Genomic DNA, 23,939 nt, shown 5'->3' on the forward strand with positions numbered 1-23,939 from the left:
TCCCGACTGACGCAGATCTGAACGTCATTCACATCCATGGATGCGATGAGAGGCGGGCGGGCATGGGCGAGGAGCACGTGGGGATCGGCAGGCGGGGCCTGCTCGGCAGCGCGGCGGCCGTGGCGGCCGCCGTCGTGACCGGCGGACCGGCGGCGGCCGCGGCACGACCGGACGCGGCCTCGGCGGCGAGCGGCACGACAGCCGGTTCGACCGGCACGGCGGCCGGTTCGGCGGGCACGGCGGCCGGTTCGGCGGGCGCCGCAAGGCCCGGGGCGCACGGCCAGGTGCCCGGACTCTGGTGGGAGTTCGCCCGCTCCCCCTTCACCCACCCGCAGATCCCGTACGTCGGCCGGGCCGGATTCCGGGGCGGGACGGCGCGCTTCCCCCGCCGCCCCGTCGTGGCCGACGTACGCGACTTCGGCGCCGTGGCGGACGACGGCGTGACGGACTGCGCCCCCGCGATCAACCGTGCCATCGCTGCTGCCGGCAGGGCCGGCGGTGGCACGGTTCTCATCCCGCCCGGCACCTTCCGGATCGACGACCTGATCCGCGTCGGCCACTCGAACGTCGTCCTGCGCGGCGCCGGCAGCGACCGTACGAAGCTGTACGCGACCAGGAACCTCACCGAGCTGATCGGTGTCTACGGCTCACGCTACGGCGGCGACAAGTCCTCCTGGTCCTGGGCCGGCGGCCTCATCTGGCTCGCTCCCACCGCCCGCCTGGACTCCCTGGTCGCCGCCATCAGGGCGAAGGCCTGGCCCTTCGAGGGCTGGACCGGCAACCGCCGCGACGAGTGGGAGACGCTGACGACGGTGGCACCCGCCACCCGGGGCTCATGGACGGTGACGGTCGCCGATCCGCGCCGGCTGAGGGCGGGCCGGCTCGTCCTGCTCCGCCTCGCCGACGACGCCGGCCACACCCTGCTGGAGCACATGGCGGGCGGCGGCCCCGGCCCGGAGGCGTACTACTGGGACGACAAGACCAAGCTGACCAGCTACGTCCCCTACGAGTGGCCCGTGCGCGTCAGCCGCGTGCGGGGCACGAAGGTCACCCTGGAGCGACCGCTCCCGCTCGACATACGCGCGGAGTGGGACCCCCGCCTGACCACCCTCGTGGAGCCGCTGACGGGCTCGGGCGTCGAAGGCCTCACCCTGGAGGCCGTCGAGACCCCCCAGTCCCCGCACCTCCTGGACAAGGGCTACAACGGGGTCGTGTTCCAGTGCGCGTACGACTGCTGGGCGGACGACGTCGTCGTACGCCACGTGGACAACGGCTTCGGACTCGTGGCCGCCTCCGCCTGCACCCTGCGCCGCACCCGCGTGGCCGGCCGCGGCTCGCACCACCCGTACTTCTGCCGCGAGGGCTCGCACGACAACCTCGTCGAGGACTTCACCGTCGAGCAGCGCACGGTCCCGGCGCGGGCGGACACCCAGCTCCACGGCATCAACGTGGAGGGGCTCTCCTCCCACAACGTCTGGTCGCGCGGCGACATGCGGATGGGCACCTTCGACTCCCACCGCGGGATGCCCTTCGCCAACGTCCGCACCGACATCACCGTCAACAACAACGGCCGCCACGGCGGCGACGCCTCCGCCGGGCCGCTCTTCGGCGCCCGCTTCACCCACTGGAACATCCGCGACACCAACAGCCGCGCGGGCCTCGTCAAGATCGACGGCCTCGCGCCCTACAGCGCCACGGTCGGCGTCAACACCTGTACGGAGTTCGACCAGATCGACGTACCCGACTTCACCGGCGACCTGCACTCCCGTCTGGAGCTGTACGGGACGACGGACGTCGTACGGCCGCGGAACCTGTACGAGGCGCAGCGCGACCTCTGAGACGTGGGGGACGTGGGGGACGTGGGAGGCGAGGAGGCGCGTGGGCCTGGGGTGCCCGCCCGTGCCCCCTCGTGCCCCTCGACCCCTCGTGGCCCTCGTGCCTGACCTGCCCGTCGTGCCCGTCGCGTCCGTGAGGTTCACCGGGTCCGTGGGGTCGGAGTCGCCCCGCCGCGGTAACGCCCCGGGGCGACTCCGACCAGCCGCTTGAACTGGCGGGTGAGGTGGGACTGGTCGTAGAAACCGGTCGTGGTGGCCACCTCGGCCGGTCTGCCGCCGTCCAGGAGCAGCCGGCGGGCGCGGTCGACGCGCCGCGCCATCAGGTACTGGTGCGGCGCGATCCCGAAAGCACCGCTGAACGCCCGTACGAGATGGGCGGGATGAGCGTGCAGGAGCCGGGCGGCCTCGTCGAGGGAGACGCCGTCGACGAGCCGCGCGTCCAGCAGCTCGCGCAGCCGGTCGGCGAGCGTGGGATCGGGACGCGTCTCCCCGACGTGGCGCGGTCGCAGGTGGCCGCGCAACCGCTCGGCCACCAGCGTCAGCCTGCTCTCCGCCTCCAGTTCGTCACCGGGGTGCGCGAGGGCGGTGTGCAGCTGCCCGACGCGTCGGCGCAGCAGAGGGTCGCGCAGGTCGGGACCGTCCACCGCGGGGCCGATGAGACTCTCGTCGAGCCGGCTCAGGTCGAGATAGAGGACGCGTTTGCGGAATCCGTCCTCGGTGACCGGCGAACCGTTGTGGGGGACGTGCGGCGGCAGCAGCGAGACCGTGTCGTGCGGGGTGCCGTGCTCGTGCCGGTCGAGGTCGTAGCGCACGGCACCGTCGTCGACGATCAGCAGTGTCCATGCCTCGTGGACGTGCATCGGGTACGCGTACTCGGTGTAGTGGGCGTGGAAGACCTCCACGACGCCCGGGATCCGCGGGCGCCATGCGGAGATCTCCCGCTGGGCCGCCATGCAAACAACGTACAAGACGGCGTCGTACGGCGGACGGCAGTCTCGAGGCATGAGCACACCGGACAACGAGCCCATCCGTTTCGACACCAAGATCGCCGTGCTGCTGAGGGACGACCTGGAGCCCTGGCAGCGGCTCAACGTGACCGCTTTCCTGGTCAGCGGCCTCGGGGCGACCGTTCCCGAGGTGGTCGGCGAGCCCTACGCCGACGCGGACGGCGTCTCGTACCTGCCCATGTTCCGCCAGCCGGTCATGATCTTCGAGGGTGGCAAGGAGACGCTGACCGCGGCGCACGGCCGCGCGCTGGTCCGGGCGCTGCCGAGGGCGGTCTTCACGTCCGACCTGTTCGCCACCGGCAACGACCGGGACAACCGGGCGGCCGTACGGGCCGTGCCGACCGCGGAACTGGACCTGGTCGGGCTCGCGGTGTACGGGCCGCGGAACGGGGTGGACAAGGTGTTCAAGGGGGCGCGGATGCATCCCTGAGACGGGCCGGCCGACCAGGGGGGTGGGCGGGTGCGTGCGTGACGGGTCACGCCGTGGCGGCCCGGGACCTGGCCACCGCCGAGGGACCGGCCACGCCCGCCGGATCTGCCGGACCTGCCCGCGCCGGCGGTACGGCCGCCGGTGTCACGCTTCCACGGAGGTCTCCCCGGCCGTCGGCCCCGTCGGCCCCGCCTGCACCGCGGGAGCCCGCTCGACGGGAGCCCGCACGGCGGGAGCCGTTGTCCCAGACACCTTCGCCGGGGGCGCCTCCACCGCGGGCACCTGTACCGCGGTCACCGGCACCGCGGCCACGGGCACCGCGGCCATCGCGGGCACCTGTACCGCGGGCTCCTCCGCCGGGAGCCGGCTCATCAGCAACCCGTAGCCGAGCCCCGCGGCCGTGCCCACCACCGCGCACAGCCCCCACAGCCACTCCGCGCCGAGCCGGTCGATGACGACGCCGGACATCAGGGGCGCGACCAGCGCGGCGAGCGACCAGGAGAGGGTGTACATGCCCTGGTACCGGCCGCGGCCGTGCGTGGGGGAGAGCAGGACGACCAGTCCCGTCTGCGTCGGCGCGTTGACGATCTCCGCCAGGGTCCACACGCACACGGTGAGCGCGAAGACGCCGACCGATCCGGCGAACGCGGTGAGCCCGAACCCGTACCCGGCGAGGAGCGACGAGATCACCAGCAACCGCCGTGGGCCCCGGTGCTGGATGAATCGGGTGACCGGGATCTGCAGGGCGACGATGAGGACACCGTTGACGGCGATCGCCAGACCGTAGTCGGCCGGTGTGAACCCGGCCTCGCCCATCGCGACCGGAAGCCCCACGGACCCCTGCTGGAAGACGAGGCTGACCAGGAAGGACAGCCCGACGACGCTCATGAAGCGCCGGTCGCGCAGCACGGTCCCGAGCCCGGCCTCGTCGGCCTTCTCCTTGGCGGTGCGGATCGGCCGGGACTCCGGCAGCTTCGCGAACACGACCAGCGCGCAGATCAGCGTCATGCCGGCCTCGATGAGGAAGCCCGCGAGGTAGCTGAACTCGGCGATGAACCCGGCGGCCATCGAGGAGACCGCGAACCCGAGGTTGATCGCCCAGTAGTTGAGGGAGAACGCACGGACCCGGTCCTCGGGCCGCACGATGTCGGCCATCATCGCCTGCACGGCGGGCCGCGAGGCGTTGCTGGCCATGCCGACGAGGAAGGCGACGGCGGCGATGCTCACCGGGTCGTGCATGAAGCCGAGCAGCGCGACGGAGGCCGCCGTCGAGGTCTGCGCGATGAGCAGCGTGGGCCGCCGCCCGAGCCGGTCGGTCATCACGCCGGCGCCGAGCGAGGAGACGACCCCGCCGAGGCCGTGCAGCGACGCCACCAGGCCCGCGTACGAGGCGGAGTAGCCGCGGTCCAGCGTCAGGTACAGCGCCATGAAGGTGGCCACGAAGGCGCCGAGACGGTTGACCAGAGTGCTGGTCCACAGCCACCAGAACTCACGTGGCAGCCCTGAGACGGTCTCTCGGACGGCACGTCTCATCACGACTAGTGGCATGGCGGACCCCAGGTCAGGAAGGCGCGTAAGCGGCTCGGGCGGTGGGCACAACTTACGAGAATCCGGTCCGAGAGGGCCACTCGATTAACAGATGCCGTCAACCGGCGGACGATTGCCCGAGCGTCCGTGTCCGTCTGATGACCGGGGGAGCGGCGCGTCAACCCGTTCCATTACGCTCGACGCCATGGCCGACGCACCGTACAAGCTGATCCTCCTCCGCCACGGCGAGAGCGAATGGAACGCGAAGAACCTGTTCACCGGTTGGGTGGACGTCAACCTCAACGAGAAGGGCGAGAAGGAGGCAGTCCGCGGCGGTGAGCTGCTCAAGGACGCCGGCCTGCTGCCCGACGTGGTCCACACCTCGCTCCAGAAGCGCGCGATCCGCACCGCGCAGCTGGCGCTGGAGGCGGCGGACCGCCACTGGATCCCGGTCCACCGTTCCTGGCGCCTGAACGAGCGGCACTACGGCGCGCTCCAGGGCAAGGACAAGGCCCAGACCCTCGCCGAGTTCGGCGAGGAGCAGTTCATGCTGTGGCGCCGCTCGTACGACACCCCGCCGCCGCCGCTCGCCCGCGACGCGGAGTACTCCCAGTTCGACGACCCGCGCTACGCGACGCTCCCGCCGGAGCTGCGCCCGCAGACGGAGTGCCTCAAGGACGTCGTCGTGCGGATGCTGCCGTACTGGTTCGACGGCATCGTCCCCGACCTGCTGACCGGCCGTACGGTCCTGGTCGCGGCCCACGGCAACTCGCTGCGCGCCCTCGTCAAGCACCTCGACGGCATCTCCGACGCCGACATCGCGGGCCTGAACATCCCCACCGGCATCCCCCTCACCTACGAACTGGACGCCGACTTCAAGCCGCTCAACCCCGGCGGCACGTACCTCGACGCGGACGCGGCCGCGGCGGCGATCGAGGCGGTCAAGAACCAGGGCAAGAAGTAGTAACGAGACGCCTGTAAGCCCCCTACCTGCGGGTTCTCCGCGGGTAGGGGGCTTTCTAGTGGGCCTGGGCCGTCTCTGGGCCGTCAGGTGCGACGGCGCCGACGGCGGATGCGGATGTCGAAGACGATCAGCATGGCCACGGGGATGGCGATCTCGGCGGGAGCGTTGGCCCATAGGGCAAGCGCACCGCCGGCTGTGCCGATGAGCGCGATCGGCACGTCGCGGGGACAGATGTCGACGGTGACACCTGTGCGTGGGACGATGTGGCCTCCATCTGTGCAACCACAGCGACCGACTACGCCCGGCGGTGCCCATCAGCGCCCTTCAGGCAGCCTGTATGACCGCTGATGACCGATCTCTGTAGAGCTACGGATCAGGTGTTGTCTCTGGCCCGTAGCTCTTCCTTCCGCCGGCGGGCGTAGCCCTCCAGGTCCTGCTTGATGGTCATGACGTCGTCGACGCGGATCCGGATGGGCCCGCAGTGCAGGGCATCGCAGGAGCGGGGAAAGCTGCCGTCGATGAGGGAGACACCGCTGAGTACGATGCCCGCCACCTCGTCAACCGCAGTGCACAGCACCGGATGGAACGAGCAGTCCTCGTAGATGTCGCCCACCTGGATGCCGTTCGGGTTGCCGGGGTCTGGTGTCTCGCTCATGGGGAGCACCGTCTCAGTTTCCGTCTCATTCAGCGACGGTCAGGCCCGTTCGGGAGAGGCCGGAAGCGAGAGGCCGCCCGTCGATCTACCGCAGCCGAACGCAGGTGAACGAGGCCGGACAGAGTCCCGGACCGGACCAACGAACTTGGAAAGCGTGCACACTGCTCTCGTACCCGCGGCACCCCGTGTGAGCATCGGGCAGAGCACCTGCGATCAGCAGCGTGGCGCATACGGCGTGGTGGGGGAATCGTGGCAGCGCTGACCTGGGGCATCGTGGGCATCGGTGCCCTCTTCATCGTCGCGGCCATGTATGGGCGCTTCATGGAACAAGAACGGGTACGCCGCGGAGCAGACGCCTTTCGCTTCCGCCTCTTCCGAGTCTGGCTTCCCCTCGTCTTCGGTGTCGCAGCACTGGGCAAGCTCCCCCGAGCTCTGAGCGCCCCGTTCCCGATCGTGGCCCTGTCCGAAGTGTTGAGCCTCGCGCCGACCGTCATCATCGTTGGGCTGGGACTGATGGCTGCCAGAAAGCCACGCCCGGGAGCTCGCACCACAACCGCACCAGATCCAGCGGGGAACAGCGGGGAATCACGGTGAACGCGGCCCATTCCAACGAGGCCGCGGACGCGCCGTCCGCCCAGGTCAGCGCCCGAACCAACCCCGAATGCCCGCAGCTTCCCAAGCTGAGAGCGTGACGGGTGCACATCGAGTGGCCGCATCGCCCTTGATTCCAAGGCGTGTTGCCTTCGGTGTGTCAGCAACGGCCATCGGCACGGGTACAGCCTGTCGTCACCGTTCCGTCACAAGCAGTCGCCGCACGGAACCCTGCCGCTCTCCCGCCCTGTCTGCACTCACGTACCACGACCACGCGTACCGCGGGACAACAACCGACGACCGAAACCCGCGGACGAGGCGACTCAGGGGGACGACAGCATGCGGCACAGCAACGGCATTCGCAGGGCGGCTCTGGCGACGACGGCGGTCACGGCCGTCGCGGCGGCGGTGACCGGCATCCTGCCCGGCACCGCCATGGCGGCGAGCACCACCACCTCTACCCCGCCGCCCGCCTGCCCGGCCTCCGCTCTCCAGGTCAGCGCCCGGCAGGCCGCCCACCCGCCCGTCGGGACCGGGACCGGGGCGGCGGTCGTGCAGTTCACCAACGTCTCCCGGAAGACGTGCGTCCTGAAGGGCCATCCGACGGTCGCGGGCGCCGGCAACGGCTCCCCCGCCCACAACACCCCGCTCAAGGTCACCCCCACCGGCAGGGCGGCCACCGTGACGGTCCGGCCGCACGGCAAGGCGTGGGTGAAGCTGACCTTCGTCCAGGTCCAGGGGGAGGGCGACGGCTACTGCGTGTCGGGCAAGACCCCGGCGGTGTATCCGACGATGGTCATCGGGCTGCCGCACTCCGGGAAGCACCAGGTCGCCCTGAACGACGGGTGGTGGGCCGAGTGCGACAACAAGGTGACCGTCACCCCGGTCTCGGCGGTCAAGCCTTCCTGACCCTCCGTCCCCACAGAACGAGCAGCCTGCATGACGATCGCGCTGAGGTTCAGACGGGGCGTGTCGAAGGTGCCGGCTCTCGGTCGAGCGGGCTGAAGCCGGGCCGCCTCTGGGCCGTCCGACGTTGCTCAACTGCGGCCAATGACGACCAACGGCGACGGCCAAGCGTACGAGCCCATCGCCCCTGAGCAGCGAAAACGCAGGTCACCAAGATCTCCGGCAAGACCCAGGGCAAGAAGAAGTAGCCAGACGTCAGTAAGCCCCCGACCTGCGAGTTCTTCGCGGGGCGGGGGTTTTTTGGTGAGACTGGGCTGTCTCTGAGGCGCCGGGTGCTTGGCAGGACCGTCAGACGTCTTTGGTACGCCGCCACTCGTAGGCACCAGGTGATGTCTCGACGACCTCGCGGGGGTAGGCCTTGCGTGCCTGGCCGAGCAGGTCGCGTTGCTCGGTGACCCACTTCGCCGGTGGTACGAACAAGGGGACGGTGACAGTCACTGCTGACGACGGCCCGTCGTGCACGGACACCCAGAGTCCGCCGCTCTCGTCAGGCTTGAACTTCATGGAAGGCGTCCGCCCGGATGTGAGCCACATGGCGAACCGGCCGGACTCCAGGGTTGCCAAGGCGTCCTCCCAGTCCTCCAGGTCCTCAGGGAGAAGGGTCACGGAGAAGGTGCCGTTCACGGACTCCGCCTTGATGACGATCTCGCAATCGAGGAAGTCGTGTCCGGTCAGAATGCCGGGTTGGAAGCGCCCCAGGACGCGCACGGAGACACTGTGTCCACTGGTGCCGGGCCTGTCGGTCAGGTGGATCAGGTTGATGACGCCATCCGTCGAGTCCATGGATTCCCTCCCCGAAGCGACCAGGTCCGAGCATCCTGCCGGACCGCCCGCGGATCTCACGGTTCGGGGTGGGGAGACGCTTCGGACGGACGTCGGACAGGGCTCTGCTGGCTAGCTCCCGGCTGGACGGCATCAGATGCCCGTGGACGAACGACGGTCTCCGGATGGTGCCTGCCACCGACCTGCTTCCCGAAAGCTTCGTCTGGGCTCACCACCAGGCCGACGCTGAGGAGAGCGCCCTGCCGCCCCTCACCGGACGCCCACCCGGGCTGCTGCGGGACGAGGAGGTCACCGCCCGCCCCGCCTCAGCCCGACGCCCGGCCCTTCGCGATCGGTTCGAGGAGGCGGCGTGGTGTGTTGATCGCGCCGGAGACCGGGTCCTCCTCGGTGTCCGCCGAGCGGAAGCCGGGTCCGGGTTCGACCCGGATCTCCGGGACCGGGACGGCCGTACCGCAGTCCCGGCAGCGCCCGTCGCGGTCGAGGAGACCTCCGTCCAGGTCGTGGCGGAGGACGCGTTTCGTGCCGCCCGGGGAGTAGAAGGCCTCGCCCCAGTTCATCAGAGCGTGCATGGCCGGCCACAGCGCGACGCCCTTGTCCGTCAGCCGGTACTCGATGCCGCCGGCACCGTCGTCCTCGCGGCTGAGCACGTCCTCCTGCACCAGCGACTTCAGCCGGCTGGTCAGGACGGCTCGCGGGATGCCGAGCTGGGTGGCGAAGTCGCCGAACCTCCGCACCCCGTAGAACGCGTCGCGGACGATCAGGAGCGTCCAACGTTCTCCTACGACCTCCAGCGTTCGTGCGAGAGGGCAGTTCCCGTCCGCGTAGGTCTTGGGAAGGGTCATGCTCCCCATCCTAACAGCGGCAGTTCACTCACTGAACTGATGGTGTTACGGTGGTCCCGAGGGGCAGTTCAGTCATTGAACCGAACTGGCCGCGTCACCCTTGAGGAGAGCGCATGTACCAGTTCCTTGTTTCCTTCACCGTCCAGCCGGACCATCGCGACGACTTCGTCCGGGCGGCCCACCGGACCGCTCGCGACTCCCTCGCGAACGAGCCCGGCTCCCACCGCTTCGAGGTCGTCGCGGACGAGGAGAACCCGGACGTCCTCTACCTGAACGAGGTCTACGCGGACGTCGACGCGTTCAACGCGCACGCCGCCGGACCGTACTTCGCCGCGTTCTTCGCCGAAGCGGGCGCCTACGCCGAAGGCCCGACGTGGCTCATGAGGGGCAATCTCATCGGCGACGAAGCCGCCGCCTGAGTCGTACCAACGAAAGACGAGGTCCGTCATGTCGTCCGTACTCATCACCGGCGCGTCCAGAGGCATCGGCCGAGCCGTCGCCGTCGCGCTGGCAGGCCGGGGCCACCGGGTGGTCGCCACCGCACGCCGGCCGGAAACGCTGGCCGATCTCCCCGTCGACCAGCGTCTGCGCCTCGACGTCACTGATCAGGAAAGTGTCGACCAGGCCGTCCGGGACGCCGGCGACATCGACGTACTGGTCAGCAACGCCGGCGAAACCGTGCGCGCGCCCCTGGAGAGCGTTCCGCTCGCCGAGGTCGAGCGACTCTTCCAGCTCAACACCCTGGGTGCGCTGCGTGTGGCACAGGCCGTGCTTCCCGCCATGCGCGAAAGGGGGTCGGGTCGTCTGGTCTTCGTCTCCAGCATCCAGGGACGTCTGGTGCTGCCCATGATCGGCCCCTACGGCGCCAGCAAATGGGCACTGGAGGCGCTCGCCGAGACGCTCGCCATCGAGACGGGCCACTTCGGTGTCAAGGTGAGCGTCGTGCAACCCGGTGCGGTCTCCTCGGGCGGGGCCGAGCGGGCCAGGGTGTTTCTGCGGGAAGACGATCCCTATGCCCCCCTCTACGAGGCACTGCCCGCGCTCCGCGGCGAGTTCGTCACCCCGGAGGACGTCGCCGCCACGGTGGCCGACACGATCGAACAGCCCGACCCACCGTTGCGGGTGCCGGTCGGCGCGCCCGCCGAGCGTGTCCTGCGGGCCCGCAAGGAGGCCCCCGAGGACGAGCCCTTCCTGATGGCCGAGATCGATTGGTAGACGCCGAGCAGTCGGAGCCGATTCCTCGGTTGGAGCCGGGTCCTCGGTCGGAGCCGAGCCCGCAGTCGGAGCCGAGCGGCGACGCTCGGCTCCGGCTCCGGCTCCGGCGTCGATGTCGCCGTCGTCGCCGTCGTCACGCCCCGTCGTCGCGCCCCGCCGTACTGAGGAATGGGCGGGGGGCGGATCGGGGCGTGCGGCCCGCCTAAGCGTCAATCCTGTTGTCGTCTGATAGTGAATGTTCCACTTGGTGCGGTTTCGTCCCGGGAGGTCGAGCGGGTGGCGTCTCCGTGTTCGGACCCCGCGCCACGACGGCACCTGACGCGACAGTAGAGGGAGACCATGGGCTGGACACGCACACGTCGGTCGGCAGCGACGGCGGCGCTCGCCGGAGCGGTCGCCCTCGTCTCAACGATGCTGCCGCCGGCCCACGCCGGAACGCGGACCGGCGCCGCGCTGTCGTCCGCGACCGTGACGAAGACCGTGACGAGGACCGCGGCGGAGAACGTGACGGGGAACGTGACGAAGACCGTGGCGGGGAGCGTGACGGGGAAACGGTCCGGCTCACCCACGCCGCGTCCCCCTCGCCTCCCGCGGGACTTCCGTGGGAAGGGCAAGTGGATCGTCCGGGACCTGGGCATCACGGTCCCGTTCACCTGGGAGGGGAGAAACGGTGACAGCCAGATGATCGCGGGCGGCCCGCAGTACCCCATCTGGTTCACCAACCTGATCCACCACGGCAGCCTCTACACACTGACCTACAAATGGCCCGGCCTGAACGACCACTCGTGCTCACAGATCCCGGGCTTCGACCTCGACCAGTTGAACCAGGCCTTCCAGGGCGCGCGGTTCGTCGGGCGGGAGATCCTCCAGCGGAGCCCGAACCGGTACGTGAACCACTGGCGGGTCGGTGTCGTCCTGCCGAAGCGGCCGCCGGGCAAATTCCTGCGGTTCCCCCTCGCCCTGGGCGACATCTACGTCGATCAGAAGAACCGGGGTACGTTCTGGCAGGTGCTGCAGTTCGGCCTGCAGAATCTCTACGACCCCGAGCTGGACGAGTGGGCCGTGATGAACACGTTCGAGCAGAGGCCCGGTACGGTCACGCTTCCCGCCCGCTGCTCACCACCACCGTTGGTCTGAGGTCCCGGCGAACGTCCGCCTGCCGCGTCCCCGACCTCACAGGGCAGTAGACCCAGGAGAGTTCCGCGGCGCCGGGATCAATGGCCGCCGCTGGGCTGGTCGCAGCCGGAGTGGTCGGGGTAGCCGCCGAAGGCGTTCGCCTGGGCGGAGTCACGGTTCAACGTGCCCTCCACGCACAGCGGGTAGGTGTCGATGAGGAAACCGACCCCGGTGGGGCCGTTCTGGTACGACCGCACCTTCGAAGCCGGGTAGCCGAGCCCGCTGATCGCGTCGAGGGTGCTGTCCGGCGCGAAGTCGCCCCGCTCACGCAGAGGTTCGAGCGCGCCCTCGACCCGTGCGACGGCCGTGAGCCCCTCGCACCGCTCCCGGCCGTGCAGCGGGAAGGGCACCATGAAGCCGTGGTTCTCGGCGTAGTGGTCGGTGGGCGGCGTGGCCGGCCCCGAGCTGCCCGGGGTCCGCGACGGTGTCGGCGTGGGGCTCTCGCCCGGGCACCGGAAGTTCAGCGGCGCGCTCGGCGTCGCCGCCGCCCGGGACGCTCCGCCCGCACCGGCCTCCTCCCCGGGGCGATGCGTCCCGCACCCCACCGCCAGCACGGCCAGTAGGGCCGGCGCCACCATCGCCACCGTCCCGCGCCGGATCCCCGTCGTCCTGATCACCGTCATGCCCCCGATCCTCCCCCGGGTCAGGGCGGGCGTCATGAGTACGTCGACTCATTCGGGCCACCCGGGCCACCCGGGCCCGGGTGGTGATGGTGCGGGGGCCGGTATACGTTCGAGGAGGGGGCGGCGTCGTACCGTCGTGCCTGTTCACGGCGCCGGTCTCGGCCCTGCAACCCAAGCCGTGAGGTGCCCCCATGAAGATCCAGGAGTCGATCGCCTTCGTCACCGGAGCGAACCGCGGGCTCGGTGAGCACTTCGCGCGGGAACTGATCGCCGCCGGCGCGGCCAAGGTCTACGCGGGATCCCGCGACCCCGCGAAGGTCACGGTGCCCGGTGTGGTCCCGGTCGCGGTCGACATCACCGACCCGGAATCCGTGCGCGCGGCGGCCGACCTGGCCCAGGACGTGACGCTGCTCGTCAACAACGCCGGTTCGACGACCCGGGCGGACGTGCTCACGGCCGATCCGGACTCGTTCCGTACCGAGTTCGAGACGCACGTCCTCGGCACCCTCGCCATGTGCAGGGCCTTCGCCCCCGCCCTCGGACGCAACGGGGGCGGCGCGATCGTCAACGTCCTGTCCGTGCTGTCCTGGCTGTCGGTCACGGCCAGCGCCGGGTACGCCGCGGCCAAGGCCGCCGAGTGGTCGGTGACCAACTCCTTGCGGCTGGCTCTCGCGGAACAGGGCACGCAGGTCACCGCCCTGCACGTCAGTTACATGGCGACGGACATGGCCGCGAACGTGGCCGGTCCGAAGGCCGACCCGGTCGCGGTGGCCCGTGCGGCGCTCGACGGCGTCGAGGCCGGCCTGCCCGAGGTCCTCGCCGACGACGCGAGCAGGCAGGTCCAGGCGGCGCTCGCCGAGGGGCCGGGCGCGCTGTACCCCCAACTGACCGGCCGGCCGGGGCTGATCTGAGCCCGCGGGCGAAGCAGCGAGGGGCGAGGGGCGAGGGGACGAACGAGGGGCCGCAAGGGAAGAACTGACGCGTTCCGCGCGCTACGAGCCGGCCACCGAGGAGAGTCGGAGAGCAGCCGGGGAGAGCCGGCGAGCCGAGCCCACGAGCGGACAGCGAGCCCATGAGCCGTCAGCGAGCCCATGAGCCGTCAGCGCGCGACGAGTTGCTGGCCGCCGTCGATGTCGTACGTGCCGCCGGTCAGCGCGTCGTTGCCCATGATGTGCACGGCCAGGGCGGCCACGTCGGCCGGGCCGACGACCCGTCGGATGGGCAGCGTGGCCCGCAACTCCTCGCGCCGGACCTCCAGTTGATCGTCAAGGAGTCTGGCCGACAAGGGTGTGTCGACGAATCCGGCGGCGATGAGGTTCACCCGGACCGGCGCCAGTTCGAGTGCCAGGTTGGCGACGAGGGCGGGCAGCGCCGCGGTGAGGGCGGAGGCGACGGACATGCCGGGGCCGGGGCGCCGGCCGCCGGTGCCGCCGACGAAGATCAGGGTGCCGCCGGCCCGGACCTTGCCGCGGCTGTGGAGGCCGACCGCGAGCGTCATGGCCAGCCGCTCGCTCATGTAGGCGCCGGCGACGGCGGGGTCCATGTCCGCCAAGGGCATGTAGAAGGGGCCGCCGGCGGTGACCATCACATGGTCGACCGGTGCGGGAAGGTCTTCGAAGAACCGCTTCAACTGCTCGGGGTCGCCCGCGTCGAACGCCGCCGTGTCGAGCGGTTCGACCGCGCGAGCCGCCTGCCGCAGTCGCTCGGGGTCGCGGCCCACCAGGATCACCTGCCCGCCGTCCGCGCGTACCCGGCGGGCGGTCTCCAGCCCGATGCCCGCGCTGCCGCCGATCACCACGACCGTCCGGCCGGTGAGGTCCTCCGGGCGGTGGGGGGCCCGGACGGCGGGCGAGTCGGCCATGTCGTTAGCCCTCCTGCTGGTCGTCCAGGGTGATGTGGAAGGTGAGCCGTCGTTCCGTCACGGCCACCGGGACGGTGTGCGTGCCCGCGGGGACGGTGTGCACGAAGCCCCGGGCCGAGCGGTAGTCGCCCGTACCGCCGGTGATGGCGATGTCGACCGCCGCCGTGGCGGGCAGGTGCAGGAGGGCCTGCGAGGTGATCTGTCCCTGGGGCAGTGCGAAGGTGCCGAGGCACTGGAGTTCGCCCGGCTCGGTCAGGACGTAGGTGCAGACGACGGTGTGGTCGCCGATCTTCTTGCCGTCGCGGTACAGGTCCTCGGCGATGACGATCTCGTCCCCCGGGCTGAGCCCCTTCTTGCCCGCATCGACGTTCTCCGAGCGGGTCTGCCGGGCGACCAGCTGGATGATTTCCGTGTGCTGGCGGATTCTGCGGCCGGTGTCGGCGGCCGTGGAGGTGGCCGACTGTGCGGCCGTCGCCGTAGGGGCGGTGGCGAGGAGGAAGAGGGCGGTCAGAACCGTGGCCGCGCGCGGACTGCGTGGACGGAACGTGCGCATGGAACGTCTCCCATGTGCGGCGGAGATGTGCCTTTCGCGCCTTATTTTACCGTTCGGTAGGGTCCGGTGCTCGGCGCGCTCCCCTGGGTGTGAGCTCCGTCCACGAGGGAGGGGCCTTGTCGTGACGCGGGGGCGAGCCTCGTCGCGACGAGGGGGCGAGCCCGGTGGGACACGGAGGAGGGGCCCCGTCGTGGTGACGGGGCCCCTCTCGATCCGCGTGCTCCTGTGTGCCCGGGTGTCCGGTCAGCCGCACTGGCAGGGGTTGCCGGACTGGCAGCCGCACCCGCAGCCGGAGCCGCAGCCACAGGCGCCGAACAGGGGGAGACTTTTGATGTCGGCGGGCTGCTCGGTGTCCCGGTCCAGGGTCGGGTCGGGCGTGGCGGGGGATTCGGCCATGGGGTCCTCCCTCAATGAGGCCTCAGTGAGGCATCGAGGCATGGGTGCCTACGCCTATTCCATGCCCGCTCCGCCGGGCGCATCAACGGCGCACTGGGGCTCGCGAGCGCCCTCGGAGCCGGTGAGCAGACCGTTTCCGCCCGGTCGCGGTCTGCCGCCGCCTCTGCCGTCCCTGCCGTCCCTGTTGTCCCTGCCGTCCCGGTCCCGGCCTTGCCGCCCCGGGTCTCAGACCCCTTCGGCCCCCGTCACGGGGTGGATGTCCGCCTGGAGCTCGTCCGCGTGCTCACCCGTCACCAGGTACACGACGCGCTTGGCCACCGACACCGCGTGGTCGGCGAAGCGCTCGTAGTAGCGGCCGAGGAGGGTCACGTCGACGGCCGTCTCGATGCCGTGCTTCCAGCGGTCGTCGAGCAGGTGCTGGAAGAGGGTGCGGTGGAGGAGGTCCATGTCGTCGTCGTCCTGCTCCAGCTGGAGCGCGAGGTCGACGTCCTTGGTGATGACGACCTCGGCCGCCTTGGCCATCAGGCGCTGGGCGAGCTGGCCCATCTCCAGGATGGTGGCGTGCAGGTCGTGCGGGACCGCGCGCTCGGGGAAGCGCAGCCGGGCCAGCTTCGCGACGTGCTGGGCCAGGTCTCCGGCGCGCTCCAGGTCCGCCGACATCCGCAGGGACGTGACCACGATGCGCAGGTCGGTCGCCACCGGCTGCTGGCGGGCCAGCAGGGCTATCGCGCGGGCCTCCAGCTCGTGCTGGAGATCGTCGACCTTCTGGTCGGCCGCGATCACGCTCTCGGCGAGCTTCAGGTCGGCGTCGAGGATGGCCGTCGTGGCGCGTCCGATCGCCGACCCGACGAGCCGGGCCATCTCGACCAGGCCCTCGCCGATCGAGTCAAGTTCCTCGTGGTACGCGTCACGCATCTTGGTTGTCCCTCTCTGATGTCACCTTTGGGGGGCCTGGGGGCCGGGCCCCCGCAGGCATCTACTGACCGCCGGACGGGCCCCGTGAACCCCACGCTCCCACGTTCCGGCTCGTACGCGTCCGTTTCCGGCATCCCAAATGAACCACCCCTGGCTCCTGGGTGAACTCTGGGCGACGAGTGTTCGAGGTCGCACTCGGATGGCTGTGGGCTGGCGTGTCGACATGCCTAACCTGGGGGCATGGACGTGAACGCGGCGGTCGCCGCAGCGGCAGCGATCGCCGGAGTGCTTACCGGTGTCATCGCCATGCTGGCGTTCCGCTGGAGCGAGCGCGACCAAAAACGCCCCACCCGCACCTCGCTTCACACGGACCCGGTGCTTCCGCCAGGTGTCGACACGGTCCTCTCCGTGCTCCGCTCCTCCGCCGTCGTACTCGACGAGGCCGATGCCGTCGTCAAGGCCAGCTCCGCCGCGTACGCCCTCGGGCTGGTCCGCGGCGGCAAGCTCGCCGTCGAGCCCATGCTCCAGATGGCGCGTGACACCCGCCGGGACGGCGAGATACGCCAGGTCGAACTCGATCTGCCGAGGAGGGGAACGGGACGCGGTGAGGCCCTGGCCGTCTCCGCGCGCGTCGCGCCGCTCGGCTCCCGGCTCGTACTGCTGCTGGTCGAGGACCTCACCGAGGCGCGGCGCATCGAGGCCGTACGACGCGACTTCGTCGCCAACGTGAGCCATGAGCTGAAGACGCCCGTCGGCGCGCTCTCCCTGCTCTCCGAGGCCGTGATGGACGCGTCGGACGACCCGGAGGCCGTGGAGCGCTTCGCCGGGCGCATGCAGATCGAGGCCACCCGGCTCACCAATCTCGTGCAGGAGCTCATCGACCTGTCGCGGGTGCAGAACGACGATCCCCTGGAGGACGCCGAGCCCGTGCGGGTCGGCGAACTCGTCGCCGAGGCCATCGACCGGTGCCGCCACCAGGCCGGCACCAAGCAGATCACCATGGCCGCCGGCGGCACCGCCGAGCTGAGCATCTGGGGAAACCGCGGTCAGCTGGCCGCGGCCCTGGGCAACCTCGTCGAGAACGCCGTCAACTACTCGCCCGCCCGTACGCGGGTGGGCATAGCCGCGCGCCGGGTGACCGCGCCCGGCGGAGACCTCATCGAGATCGCCGTGACCGACCAGGGCATCGGCATCTCCGAAAAGGACCGGGAGCGCGTTTTCGAGCGCTTCTACCGCGTCGACCCGGCCCGTTCCCGCCAGACCGGCGGTACGGGTCTGGGCCTCGCGATCGTCAAGCACGTGGCCGCCTCGCACGGCGGGGAGGTCACGGTGTGGAGTTCCGAGGGTCAGGGCTCCACGTTCACCCTGCGGCTGCCGGAGGCGGGTGCGGCCCGCGACCGCGTGACCGATCACCACATGCCCGGACTCGACGAAGACGACGAGACCGAGCAGCCCGACGGGACGACCACCGTCTCATCCCCGTATGAACCGCTTCCTGCCCCGGAGGTCCTTCCGTGACCCGAGTGCTCGTCGTCGAGGACGAGGAGTCCTTCTCCGACGCCCTGTCGTACATGCTCCGCAAGGAGGGCTTCGAGGTCGCCATCGCGACCACCGGGCCCGACGGACTCGACGAGTTCGAGCGCAACGGCGCCGACCTCGTCCTTCTCGACCTGATGCTGCCGGGGCTACCCGGCACCGAGGTGTGCCGTCAGCTGCGCGGCCGCTCCAACGTTCCGGTGATCATGGTCACCGCCAAGGACAGTGAGATCGACAAGGTCGTCGGGCTGGAGATAGGAGCCGACGACTACGTCACCAAGCCCTTCTCCTCCCGCGAGCTGGTCGCCCGTATCCGGGCCGTCCTGCGCCGCCGGGGCGAGCCCGAGGAGGTCACGCCGGCCGCCCTGGAGGCGGGGCCGGTCCGGATGGACGTCGACCGCCACGTGGTCACCGTCTCCGGCTCCAAGGTCGACCTCCCGCTCAAGGAGTTCGACCTGCTGGAGATGCTGCTGCGCAACGCGGGCCGCGTGCTGACCCGTATGCAGCTCATCGACCGGGTGTGGGGCGCCGACTACGTGGGCGACACCAAGACCCTCGACGTCCACGTCAAGCGCCTGCGCGCGAAGATCGAGCCGGACCCGGGCGCGCCGCGGTACCTGGTGACGGTGCGCGGGCTCGGCTACAAGTTCGAGCCGTAAACCGGCCCTCGGAAGAGCGGGCGTCCGGAACTCCGGCGCCCGGGAACGGGACGCGCGGGCCCTCGCGGGCCGGCCTCCCGCCGCCCGCCCGCGTGTGGGGCGGCACGACGACGCCGAGTCCGACGGCGTGCCCGAGGCGGAGTCGGACGGCGAGGCGGACGTGTCCGGCGACTGGGACGTGGAGCCGGTCGCCGTCGCGCCGGGCGCCGCCGGGATGTCGCTCGGACCCCACTTGGTGAAGTAGCTCGCGGCCGGGACGACGAACGCGCGCAGGCTCACGTCTCCGGTCCTGCTGAAGGTGAAGGTGACCTTCTGCGCGTTGCCGTCCTTGACGCCCGTCCCCGGGGAGGACAGGGCCGCGGAGGCGTTGCCCTTGCCGCCGAGGATGACGGAGCCGCCGGCCGGGATGGTCAGCTTGCCCTTGCCCGTGGCGGGCGTGAGCTGGGCGGTGCCGTCGCCGACGACGCTGACCGAGTCCAGGGTCTGCGGGAGGGAGCCGTTGTTGAACAGGGTCGCGGAGATCACCGCCGGACCCGTGGACGTCGTGTCGGGCTGGGTGATGACGAGGGCGTTCTGGATCTTGATGTCGCCGACGCTGGTCGCCGCGTTGTCCGGCTTGACCTCCAGCGTCTGTGCGTCGTTGCCGGCAGCGCACGCGGCGAGCGAGGCGATCGAGAACGCAATGGCGGCGGCGGCGAGGGCGCCGCGTCGAAGGCTGCTGCTCACGGCGGCGGCAACTCCTTGAACGTGGGCGAAGCAGGGCGACTCCTGTGTAAAGCCGCCCTAAGGGTCTGTCAGCGGCCTTAGGTTACCGAGCCGTTCCCGTGCCACCGCACCCGACCCGCCCCTTCGCCCCCGCGAGCCCCGTCACGCCCTCCGCGCACGCCCGTCCCGTGCGTCGTCCCGAGCCGCCTCGTGGGCTCCTTTGGGCATCCGCCCGTCCGCCATTCACATAAGTAGCCATGAGATCCGCTTGGGGTTTTCCGGTACGGATTCCGTGGCGCACCGGAAAATTGATCATCGACAGTTCGGGGAGGGGCGTGATCAATTCCGGATTCGCCTCGTACCCGACTCCGGCAACCGAACGGAGTAGCGGAAGTCGAGCTCCTGGAGCAGGACAAAACGGGATGTTCAGACCCTGGTCAGGGTCTACAGGTGTGTGTACCGTACGCGTTTCACTTGCCCTGGACAGCCGCTCCCACCTGCGAATACCCTCTTCCGCTCGCCCCTCGCAGCACGTTTCTGTCGCGGTTGTCAAGCCCCGAGATATGCCCTGACCTGCGAAAACGCCATTCAGAAGACGCAGTTTCCGTGTTACCCTGGATAGCCACGGAAGGGGTACCTGTCACATGACGTTCAAGGTTGGCGACACCGTGGTCTATCCCCATCACGGGGCCGCGCTGATCGAGGCCATCGAAACTCGCCAGATCAAAGGCGTGGACAAGACCTACTTGGTGCTGAAGGTCGCCCAGGGCGACCTGACGGTACGTGTGCCAGCGGACAATGCGGAGTTCGTCGGCGTGCGTGATGTGGTCGGTCAGGACGGGCTGGACCGGGTCTTCGAGGTGCTGCGCGCGCCGTACGCCGAGGAGCCCACGAACTGGTCGCGTCGTTACAAGGCAAATCTGGAGAAGCTCGCCTCCGGCGATGTCATCAAGGTCGCGGAAGTCGTGCGTGACCTGTGGCGTCGTGAGCGCGAGCGCGGACTCTCCGCCGGTGAGAAGCGGATGCTTGCCAAGGCCCGGCAGATCCTGGTGAGCGAACTCGCCCTCGCGGAGAACACGAACGAGGACAAGGCCGAGGCTCTGCTCGACGAGGTTCTCGCGTCCTGACGCGTACAGCGCCCAGGCGGTGGTCGTTCGGACGGTGGGTTGGTTCATCTGTTGTTCGGACGGTAGTCGTTTTGACGTAAAGCACAAGGCCGCGCAGTTGTGCAATGAAATGCCGCGGTGCCCGATGACGCAATGGGAATTGCTGTCGCCGGGCGCTGCGGCATGTTCGTACCCGCATCTCCTCGGAAACCCGGATCTCTCCGGAGTCTCCGCCCCGAATCCTGATGCCCCGGCACGTGCCAGGTGCCGGGATACTCATGTGCCGGGCCCGGGCAGCCGACTCGACCGGATGTCACGGAAGGGTCCGGTCAGGACGCCACGCCGGGCACTCCCTCACGCTCCGCGAGCGGGAGGCACGCCAGGGCCATACCCAAGCAGGCCGAGTACACAAACCTGACAGGAACCGATGTCTGACGATTCGCGCCCTTCGCCGTCCGGGACCCCCGTCGCGGCCGTGATTCCGGCCGCCGGCCGGGGCGTGCGCCTCGGTCCGGGCGCCCCCAAGGCGCTCCGGGCGCTGAACGGCACGCCCATGCTCATCCACGCGGTGCGGGCCATGGCCGCCTCCCGTGCCGTCTCGCTGGTCGTCGTCGTGGCGCCGCCCGACGGGACGGCCGAGGTCAAGACCCTGCTCGACGCGCACGCGCTGCCCGAGCGCACCGACTTCCTGGTCGTCGCCGGCGGGGACACCCGCCAGGAGTCCGTGAAGTACGGCCTCGACGCGCTGCCGCCCGGGATCGACATCGTCCTCGTGCACGACGCGGCCCGGCCGCTGGTGCCGGTGGACACGGTGGACGCGGTCATCGAGGCGGTCCGGGACGGCGCGCCCGCCGTCGTACCGGCGCTGCCGCTCGCGGACACCGTCAAGCAGGTCGAGCCGGCCGGCGTGCCGGGGACGCCGGAGCCCGTCGTCGGCACACCCGAGCGGGCGCGGCTGCGGGCCGTGCAGACCCCGCAGGGCTTCGACCGGGCCACCCTCGTACGGGCCCACGACACCGTCACCGACGACGTGACCGACGACGCGAGCATGGTCGAGCGGCTCGGGGAGCGGGTCGTCGTGGTGCCGGGGCACGAGGAGGCGTTCAAAGTGACGCGTCCCCTGGACCTCGTCCTCGCGGAGGCGGTCCTCGCGCGCAGGAGGGCGAACGATGGGTTCTGAGGGCTTTGGGACCGCTGCCGCCGGGTCGCCGGCCGCCGGTGCGCCGTCGCTGCCGCAGGTCGGCGTCGGTACCGACATCCACGCCTTCGAGGAGGGCCGGGAGCTGTGGTGCGCCGGACTGTTGTGGGAGGGGGAGGGGACCGGGCTGGCCGGGCACTCCGACGCGGACGTCGTCGCGCACGCCGCCTGCAACGCCCTGTTCTCCGCGGCCGGGCTCGGTGACCTCGGCGCGCACTTCGGCACCGGGCGGCCCGAGTGGTCCGGTGCGTCCGGCGTGACCCTGCTGACCGAGGCCGCGCGGATCGTGCGGGCGGCCGGTTTCGTCATCGGCAACGTCGCCGTCCAGGTCGTCGGACCCCGGCCGAAGATCGGGAAGCGGCGGGACGAGGCGCAGAAGGTTCTGTCCGAGGCGTTGGGGGCGCCGGTGTCGGTGTCCGGGGCCACCACGGACGGGCTGGGGTTCCCGGGCCGGGACGAGGGCCTGATGGCGGTGGCGACGGCGCTGGTGGCCCGCGCGGCCTGAGGCGCGTGCCCCGACCAGGGGGCTGCCGCCCCCTGGACCCCCGCTTCGGCCTCAAGGGCCTTGTCCTCAATCGCCGGACGGGCTGAAAGGCGTGCCCCCGGGCGTCAGTCCTTCACCACGGCCTCGCGTATCCCGCCCGGAACCGTCCGGCGCAGGCCCGCGTCTCCAGCCCGTCCGGCGATTGAGGACGAGGCCGTCCAGGCCGAAGCGGGGGTCTGGGGGCGGCAGTCCCCAGGCGCGGGCCGGGACCGGTGAGGGGCCCGGGGCGCGGGAGCCGCCCGTGAGGGGCGTATGTCACGAATACGTGCCCCTTGCGCGGGAAGGGTCGCGGGGCACTACCCACTGGCCACTACCCTGGAGGCGTGACCATTCGCCTGTACGACACCAGCGCCCGGCAGATCCGTGACTTCTCCCCGCTCAAGCCGGGTTGTGTCTCGATCTACCTGTGTGGCGCCACCGTGCAGGCGGCCCCGCACATCGGGCACATCCGCTCGGGCCTCAACTTCGACATCATGCGCCGCTGGTTCGAGTACCGCGGATACGACGTCACGTTCGTCCGGAACGTGACCGACATCGACGACAAGATCATCACCAAGTCGGCCGAGCAGGGCCGCCCTTGGTGGGAGATCGGGTACGAGAACGAGCGCGCCTTCAACGACGGCTACGACGTGCTGGGATGCCTTCCGCCCAGCTACGAGCCCCGGGCGACCGGACACGTGACCGAGATGGTCGAGATGATGCGCGGGCTCATCGAGCGCGGTCACGCGTACGAGTCCGACGGCAACGTCTACTTCGACGTGCGGTCCTTCCCGGGCTACCTCCAGCTCTCCAACCAGGAGCTGGACAACCTGCTCCAGCCCTCGGGCGAGGGCGAGACCGGCAAGCGGGACCCGCGTGACTTCGCCATGTGGAAGGCCGCCAAGCCCGGCGAGCCCACCTGGGAGACCCCGTGGGGGCGCGGCCGGCCCGGCTGGCACCTGGAGTGCAGCGCCATGGCGCACAAGTACCTGGGCAGCGCGTTCGACATCCACGGCGGCGGGCTTGACCTGATCTTCCCGCACCACGAGAACGAGATCGCGCAGGCCAAGGCCTACGGGGACGAGTTCGCCCGGTACTGGGTGCACAACGCCTGGGTCACCATGAGCGGCGAGAAGATGTCCAAGTCCCTGGGCAACTCGGTGCTGGTGAGCGAGATGGTCAAGCAGTGGCGCCCCATCGTGCTGCGCTACTACCTCGGCACCCCGCACTACCGCTCGATGATCGAGTACAGCGAAGAGGCCCTGCGCGAGGCCGAGTCGGCGTTCGCGCGGATCGAGGGCTTCGCGCAGCGGGTGACGGAGCTGGCGGGGGGCGTCGTCGAGCCCGTCGCCGAGGTGCCGCCCGCGTTCGCCGAGGCCATGGACGACGACCTCGGCGTGCCGCAGGCGCTCGCGGTCGTGCACACCACCGTGCGGCAGGGCAACTCCGCGCTGGCCGCCGACGACAAGGAAGCCGCCGTGGCACGGCTCGCCGAGGTCCGGGCCATGCTCGGCGTCCTCGGTCTGGACCCGCTCGACCCGGCATGGGCCGGCGAGGGCGACCGCGGCGAGGACCTGCACGGGGTGGTCGACACCCTCGTACGCCTGGTGCTCCAGCAACGCGAGGCGGCGCGGGGCCGGAAGGACTGGGCCACCGCGGACGCCATCCGCGACCAGCTCAACCAGTCCGGTCTCGTCATCGAGGACGGGCCGCAGGGACCCCGGTGGACACTCGGCCCGCGCTGAGTGTTCCTTGATCGAGTGTGGGGGGGGGGGGGGGGGGGGGGCGCCGCCCACACCCCGCGACAGGAAGAAAAAAAACAACCCCCACACCACCACACAGCCCGGGAGAGGGGGGGAGTGGGCGCTGAGGC

The 23,939-nt window shown here is 70.6% G+C and carries 26 protein-coding genes and 1 pseudogene; 15 read left to right on the plus strand and 12 right to left on the minus strand.

Annotated features, from left to right (window positions below; all coding sequences use genetic code 11):
• The first annotated feature begins 62 nt into the window (after positions 1–62).
• Positions 63–1,838 carry a glycosyl hydrolase family 28-related protein gene (locus tag ACFV2J_RS23285; RefSeq protein ID WP_385440360.1) on the plus strand — a complete coding sequence of 592 codons (1,776 nt, stop codon included), beginning with the start codon at positions 63–65 and terminating at the stop codon, positions 1,836–1,838.
• Positions 1,839–1,975: 137 nt separating this feature from the next.
• Here the strand turns inward: ACFV2J_RS23285 and ACFV2J_RS23290 are convergent, their stop codons facing one another.
• On the minus strand, positions 1,976–2,788 hold the full coding sequence (locus tag ACFV2J_RS23290; RefSeq protein WP_385440363.1) for an AraC family transcriptional regulator: 813 nt from the start codon (positions 2,786–2,788) through the stop codon (positions 1,976–1,978).
• On the opposite strand from ACFV2J_RS23290, the gene ACFV2J_RS23295 reads away from it, so the two are divergent.
• The gene (locus tag ACFV2J_RS23295; RefSeq protein WP_385087658.1) at positions 2,787–3,272 is read left to right on the plus strand and encodes a DUF2000 family protein; all 486 of its coding nucleotides are present in this window, start codon (positions 2,787–2,789) and stop codon (positions 3,270–3,272) included. The two genes, ACFV2J_RS23290 and ACFV2J_RS23295, sit on opposite strands and share 2 nt — an antisense overlap.
• A 144-nt stretch (positions 3,273–3,416) precedes the next feature.
• Here the strand turns inward: ACFV2J_RS23295 and ACFV2J_RS23300 are convergent, their stop codons facing one another.
• Positions 3,417–4,820, minus strand: a complete 1,404-nt coding sequence (locus ACFV2J_RS23300) for an MDR family MFS transporter (protein WP_385087656.1) — start codon at positions 4,818–4,820, stop codon at positions 3,417–3,419.
• Between the two features lie 184 nt (positions 4,821–5,004).
• Between ACFV2J_RS23300 and ACFV2J_RS23305 the strand changes: the two genes are divergently transcribed.
• Positions 5,005–5,763, plus strand: coding sequence for a phosphoglyceromutase (locus tag ACFV2J_RS23305; protein ID WP_385087655.1), 759 nt, complete (start codon positions 5,005–5,007; stop codon positions 5,761–5,763).
• Positions 5,764–5,846: 83 nt separating this feature from the next.
• Here ACFV2J_RS23305 and ACFV2J_RS23310 read toward each other — a convergent pair whose 3' ends face one another.
• Together ACFV2J_RS23310 and ACFV2J_RS23315 are read right to left on the minus strand one after the other, a co-directional pair.
• A complete protein-coding gene (locus ACFV2J_RS23310; RefSeq protein ID WP_385087653.1) occupies positions 5,847–5,981 on the minus strand; it encodes a hypothetical protein in 135 nt (44 codons plus the stop codon).
• A gap of 155 nt (positions 5,982–6,136) precedes the next feature.
• Positions 6,137–6,418, minus strand: coding sequence for a hypothetical protein (locus tag ACFV2J_RS23315; protein WP_385087652.1), 282 nt, complete (start codon positions 6,416–6,418; stop codon positions 6,137–6,139).
• 249 nt (positions 6,419–6,667) lie between these two features.
• Here ACFV2J_RS23315 and ACFV2J_RS23320 point away from each other — a divergent pair, with 249 nt between their 5' ends.
• Together ACFV2J_RS23320 and ACFV2J_RS23325 are read left to right on the plus strand one after the other, a co-directional pair.
• A complete protein-coding gene (locus ACFV2J_RS23320; RefSeq protein ID WP_385087650.1) occupies positions 6,668–7,012 on the plus strand; it encodes a hypothetical protein in 345 nt (114 codons plus the stop codon).
• Positions 7,013–7,348: 336 nt separating this feature from the next.
• Complete coding sequence (locus ACFV2J_RS23325; protein ID WP_384724218.1) at positions 7,349–7,918, plus strand: DUF4232 domain-containing protein; 570 nt, start codon at positions 7,349–7,351, stop codon at positions 7,916–7,918.
• 345 nt (positions 7,919–8,263) lie between these two features.
• Here ACFV2J_RS23325 and ACFV2J_RS23330 read toward each other — a convergent pair whose 3' ends face one another.
• Positions 8,264–8,758, minus strand: coding sequence for a DUF5959 family protein (locus tag ACFV2J_RS23330; protein WP_385087648.1), 495 nt, complete (start codon positions 8,756–8,758; stop codon positions 8,264–8,266).
• 305 nt (positions 8,759–9,063) lie between these two features.
• Positions 9,064–9,600, minus strand: coding sequence for a winged helix-turn-helix transcriptional regulator (locus ACFV2J_RS23335; RefSeq protein WP_385087646.1), 537 nt, complete (start codon positions 9,598–9,600; stop codon positions 9,064–9,066).
• Positions 9,601–9,713: 113 nt separating this feature from the next.
• Between ACFV2J_RS23335 and ACFV2J_RS23340 the strand changes: the two genes are divergently transcribed.
• The 3 genes from ACFV2J_RS23340 (at position 9,714) to ACFV2J_RS23350 (ending at position 11,952) form a co-directional block, all read left to right on the plus strand.
• Positions 9,714–10,019, plus strand: coding sequence for a putative quinol monooxygenase (locus tag ACFV2J_RS23340; protein ID WP_385087644.1), 306 nt, complete (start codon positions 9,714–9,716; stop codon positions 10,017–10,019).
• Between the two features lie 28 nt (positions 10,020–10,047).
• Positions 10,048–10,815, plus strand: a complete 768-nt coding sequence (locus ACFV2J_RS23345) for an SDR family oxidoreductase (protein WP_385087642.1) — start codon at positions 10,048–10,050, stop codon at positions 10,813–10,815.
• A 339-nt stretch (positions 10,816–11,154) separates the two neighbouring features.
• The gene (locus tag ACFV2J_RS23350) at positions 11,155–11,952 is read left to right on the plus strand and encodes a hypothetical protein (RefSeq protein ID WP_385087640.1); all 798 of its coding nucleotides are present in this window, start codon (positions 11,155–11,157) and stop codon (positions 11,950–11,952) included.
• Between the two features lie 77 nt (positions 11,953–12,029).
• Here ACFV2J_RS23350 and ACFV2J_RS23355 read toward each other — a convergent pair whose 3' ends face one another.
• Positions 12,030–12,614, minus strand: coding sequence for a hypothetical protein (locus ACFV2J_RS23355; protein WP_385087638.1), 585 nt, complete (start codon positions 12,612–12,614; stop codon positions 12,030–12,032).
• Positions 12,615–12,805: 191 nt separating this feature from the next.
• On the opposite strand from ACFV2J_RS23355, the gene ACFV2J_RS23360 reads away from it, so the two are divergent.
• Positions 12,806–13,525: an SDR family oxidoreductase gene (locus ACFV2J_RS23360; protein WP_385087636.1), complete on the plus strand. Its 720-nt coding sequence runs from the start codon at positions 12,806–12,808 to the stop codon at positions 13,523–13,525.
• Between the two features lie 188 nt (positions 13,526–13,713).
• On the opposite strand, the gene ACFV2J_RS23365 is transcribed toward ACFV2J_RS23360, so the two are convergent.
• From ACFV2J_RS23365 to phoU, 4 genes are all read right to left on the minus strand, one after another.
• Positions 13,714–14,475: an SDR family oxidoreductase gene (locus ACFV2J_RS23365; protein WP_385087634.1), complete on the minus strand. Its 762-nt coding sequence runs from the start codon at positions 14,473–14,475 to the stop codon at positions 13,714–13,716.
• A 4-nt stretch (positions 14,476–14,479) separates the two neighbouring features.
• Entirely contained in the window at positions 14,480–15,028 is a 549-nt protein-coding gene (locus ACFV2J_RS23370) for a hypothetical protein (protein ID WP_385087632.1), read from the minus strand.
• A 243-nt stretch (positions 15,029–15,271) separates the two neighbouring features.
• The gene (locus ACFV2J_RS23375; protein ID WP_168528760.1) at positions 15,272–15,424 is read right to left on the minus strand and encodes a hypothetical protein; all 153 of its coding nucleotides are present in this window, start codon (positions 15,422–15,424) and stop codon (positions 15,272–15,274) included.
• Between the two features lie 225 nt (positions 15,425–15,649).
• Positions 15,650–16,339, minus strand: coding sequence for a phosphate signaling complex protein PhoU (gene phoU, locus ACFV2J_RS23380; protein WP_351717296.1), 690 nt, complete (start codon positions 16,337–16,339; stop codon positions 15,650–15,652).
• Between the two features lie 240 nt (positions 16,340–16,579).
• Here phoU and ACFV2J_RS23385 point away from each other — a divergent pair, with 240 nt between their 5' ends.
• Positions 16,580–17,857: an ATP-binding protein gene (locus ACFV2J_RS23385; RefSeq protein ID WP_356367497.1), complete on the plus strand. Its 1,278-nt coding sequence runs from the start codon at positions 16,580–16,582 to the stop codon at positions 17,855–17,857.
• Positions 17,854–18,534, plus strand: a complete 681-nt coding sequence (locus ACFV2J_RS23390; protein WP_009340348.1) for a response regulator transcription factor — start codon at positions 17,854–17,856, stop codon at positions 18,532–18,534. Before ACFV2J_RS23385 ends, ACFV2J_RS23390 begins: the two co-directional genes overlap by 4 nt.
• A gap of 72 nt (positions 18,535–18,606) precedes the next feature.
• On the opposite strand, the pseudogene ACFV2J_RS23395 reads toward ACFV2J_RS23390, so the two are convergent.
• Positions 18,607–19,260, minus strand: a pseudogene (locus ACFV2J_RS23395) (DUF461 domain-containing protein); the annotation flags it as partial.
• Positions 19,261–19,883: 623 nt separating this feature from the next.
• Between ACFV2J_RS23395 and ACFV2J_RS23400 the strand changes: the two are divergent.
• From ACFV2J_RS23400 to cysS, 4 genes are all read left to right on the plus strand, one after another.
• Positions 19,884–20,366 (plus strand): CarD family transcriptional regulator, encoded by a 483-nt coding sequence (locus ACFV2J_RS23400; protein WP_003953493.1) that lies wholly within the window; start codon positions 19,884–19,886, stop codon positions 20,364–20,366.
• A 406-nt stretch (positions 20,367–20,772) separates the two neighbouring features.
• Complete coding sequence (gene ispD / locus ACFV2J_RS23405) at positions 20,773–21,525, plus strand: 2-C-methyl-D-erythritol 4-phosphate cytidylyltransferase (protein WP_385097265.1); 753 nt, start codon at positions 20,773–20,775, stop codon at positions 21,523–21,525.
• Complete coding sequence (ispF, locus tag ACFV2J_RS23410) at positions 21,515–22,048, plus strand: 2-C-methyl-D-erythritol 2,4-cyclodiphosphate synthase (protein ID WP_385097262.1); 534 nt, start codon at positions 21,515–21,517, stop codon at positions 22,046–22,048. Before ispD ends, ispF begins: the two co-directional genes overlap by 11 nt.
• A gap of 362 nt (positions 22,049–22,410) precedes the next feature.
• On the plus strand, positions 22,411–23,811 hold the full coding sequence (cysS, locus tag ACFV2J_RS23415; protein ID WP_385094660.1) for a cysteine--tRNA ligase: 1,401 nt from the start codon (positions 22,411–22,413) through the stop codon (positions 23,809–23,811).
• The last annotated feature ends 128 nt before the right edge of the window (positions 23,812–23,939 follow it).

Source organism: Streptomyces sp. NPDC059668 (assembly GCF_042734135.1).
Lineage (GTDB): Bacteria > Actinomycetota > Actinomycetes > Streptomycetales > Streptomycetaceae > Streptomyces.

Bases quoted from the DNA above. Each gene is read 5' to 3' on its own strand.
- ACFV2J_RS23285 (WP_385440360.1), top strand. From the start codon at position 63: ATGGGCGAGGAGCACGTGGGGATCGGCAGGCGGGGCCTGCTCGGCAGC.
- ACFV2J_RS23295 (WP_385087658.1), top strand. From the start codon at position 2,787: ATGCAAACAACGTACAAGACGGCGTCGTACGGCGGACGGCAGTCTCGA.
- ACFV2J_RS23290 (WP_385440363.1), bottom strand. From the start codon at position 2,788: ATGGCGGCCCAGCGGGAGATCTCCGCATGGCGCCCGCGGATCCCGGGC.
- ACFV2J_RS23300 (WP_385087656.1), bottom strand. From the start codon at position 4,820: ATGCCACTAGTCGTGATGAGACGTGCCGTCCGAGAGACCGTCTCAGGG.
- ACFV2J_RS23305 (WP_385087655.1), top strand. From the start codon at position 5,005: ATGGCCGACGCACCGTACAAGCTGATCCTCCTCCGCCACGGCGAGAGC.
- ACFV2J_RS23315 (WP_385087652.1), bottom strand. From the start codon at position 6,418: ATGAGCGAGACACCAGACCCCGGCAACCCGAACGGCATCCAGGTGGGC.
- ACFV2J_RS23325 (WP_384724218.1), top strand. From the start codon at position 7,349: ATGCGGCACAGCAACGGCATTCGCAGGGCGGCTCTGGCGACGACGGCG.
- ACFV2J_RS23330 (WP_385087648.1), bottom strand. From the start codon at position 8,758: ATGGACTCGACGGATGGCGTCATCAACCTGATCCACCTGACCGACAGG.
- ACFV2J_RS23335 (WP_385087646.1), bottom strand. From the start codon at position 9,600: ATGACCCTTCCCAAGACCTACGCGGACGGGAACTGCCCTCTCGCACGA.
- ACFV2J_RS23340 (WP_385087644.1), top strand. From the start codon at position 9,714: ATGTACCAGTTCCTTGTTTCCTTCACCGTCCAGCCGGACCATCGCGAC.
- ACFV2J_RS23345 (WP_385087642.1), top strand. From the start codon at position 10,048: ATGTCGTCCGTACTCATCACCGGCGCGTCCAGAGGCATCGGCCGAGCC.
- ACFV2J_RS23350 (WP_385087640.1), top strand. From the start codon at position 11,155: ATGGGCTGGACACGCACACGTCGGTCGGCAGCGACGGCGGCGCTCGCC.
- ACFV2J_RS23355 (WP_385087638.1), bottom strand. From the start codon at position 12,614: ATGACGGTGATCAGGACGACGGGGATCCGGCGCGGGACGGTGGCGATG.
- ACFV2J_RS23360 (WP_385087636.1), top strand. From the start codon at position 12,806: ATGAAGATCCAGGAGTCGATCGCCTTCGTCACCGGAGCGAACCGCGGG.
- ACFV2J_RS23365 (WP_385087634.1), bottom strand. From the start codon at position 14,475: ATGGCCGACTCGCCCGCCGTCCGGGCCCCCCACCGCCCGGAGGACCTC.
- ACFV2J_RS23370 (WP_385087632.1), bottom strand. From the start codon at position 15,028: ATGCGCACGTTCCGTCCACGCAGTCCGCGCGCGGCCACGGTTCTGACC.
- ACFV2J_RS23375 (WP_168528760.1), bottom strand. From the start codon at position 15,424: ATGGCCGAATCCCCCGCCACGCCCGACCCGACCCTGGACCGGGACACC.
- phoU (WP_351717296.1), bottom strand. From the start codon at position 16,339: ATGCGTGACGCGTACCACGAGGAACTTGACTCGATCGGCGAGGGCCTG.
- ACFV2J_RS23385 (WP_356367497.1), top strand. From the start codon at position 16,580: ATGGACGTGAACGCGGCGGTCGCCGCAGCGGCAGCGATCGCCGGAGTG.
- ACFV2J_RS23400 (WP_003953493.1), top strand. From the start codon at position 19,884: ATGACGTTCAAGGTTGGCGACACCGTGGTCTATCCCCATCACGGGGCC.
- ispD (WP_385097265.1), top strand. From the start codon at position 20,773: ATGTCTGACGATTCGCGCCCTTCGCCGTCCGGGACCCCCGTCGCGGCC.
- ispF (WP_385097262.1), top strand. From the start codon at position 21,515: ATGGGTTCTGAGGGCTTTGGGACCGCTGCCGCCGGGTCGCCGGCCGCC.